We start from the raw sequence: 657 nt of genomic DNA on the forward strand, positions 1-657 counted from the left end.
GTTCTCCATGAGATCGGCGGCTACCGCGACGCTCTCAACGGGTTTGGTCATCCGGGTAGAGATTTCACGGGCCCGGGCGACGCATTGCGGGCCGAGAATCCGGCGCAGGTCCGTGACGAGCGATTCGCGGGTGGTGCTCGAAAAGCGCCGGGCGGAACCAACTTTCAGTCTTTTGACCTGAGTTCCCCAGAGCGTCTGATCGCCGAACGTCGGAAGGATCAGCGAGGGGACTCCGGCGCGCAGGCCCGCGGCAATGGTGCCCATGCCGCCGTGGTGCACGACCGCGCGGCAGGCCGGGAAGACCGCAGCGTAATTCACCGCTTCCACCACCTTGACGTGGTCGGAATGGGGGACATTGCCGAAGTCACTCCAGCCGGAGCAGATCAGCGCCCGTTCGCCCAGTTGCGCGCAGGCCGCGCCGATCATGGCGACGGTGTCGGCGGGAGACTTGACCGGCGTGCTGCCGAAGCCGAAGAAAATCGGCGGTGTTCCCGCGGCGATCCACGACGCGACCTCCTCGTCGGCGTCCGTGGCCAACTCCATCGTCAGCGCGCCGACGAACGGTCGTTGGCCGTTGCAGTTCGCCCATTCGGCGGCCAGCCCCGGGAAGCAAACTTCTTCGTAGGCTTGAATTTCCAGTGATCCGCGCTCGGCGAT

1 protein-coding gene is annotated in these 657 nt (G+C 65.8%); it reads right to left on the reverse strand.

Features of this window, described 5'->3' with window-relative positions; translation table 11 throughout:
• Positions 1 to 657, reverse strand: a 657-nt coding sequence (locus A5747_RS02940) for a glycosyltransferase (RefSeq protein ID WP_369804981.1), incomplete at both ends; no start/stop codon positions are given.

The organism is Mycobacterium sp. IS-836, from assembly GCF_001954275.1.
Taxonomy (GTDB): Bacteria; Actinomycetota; Actinomycetes; order Mycobacteriales; family Mycobacteriaceae; genus Mycobacterium.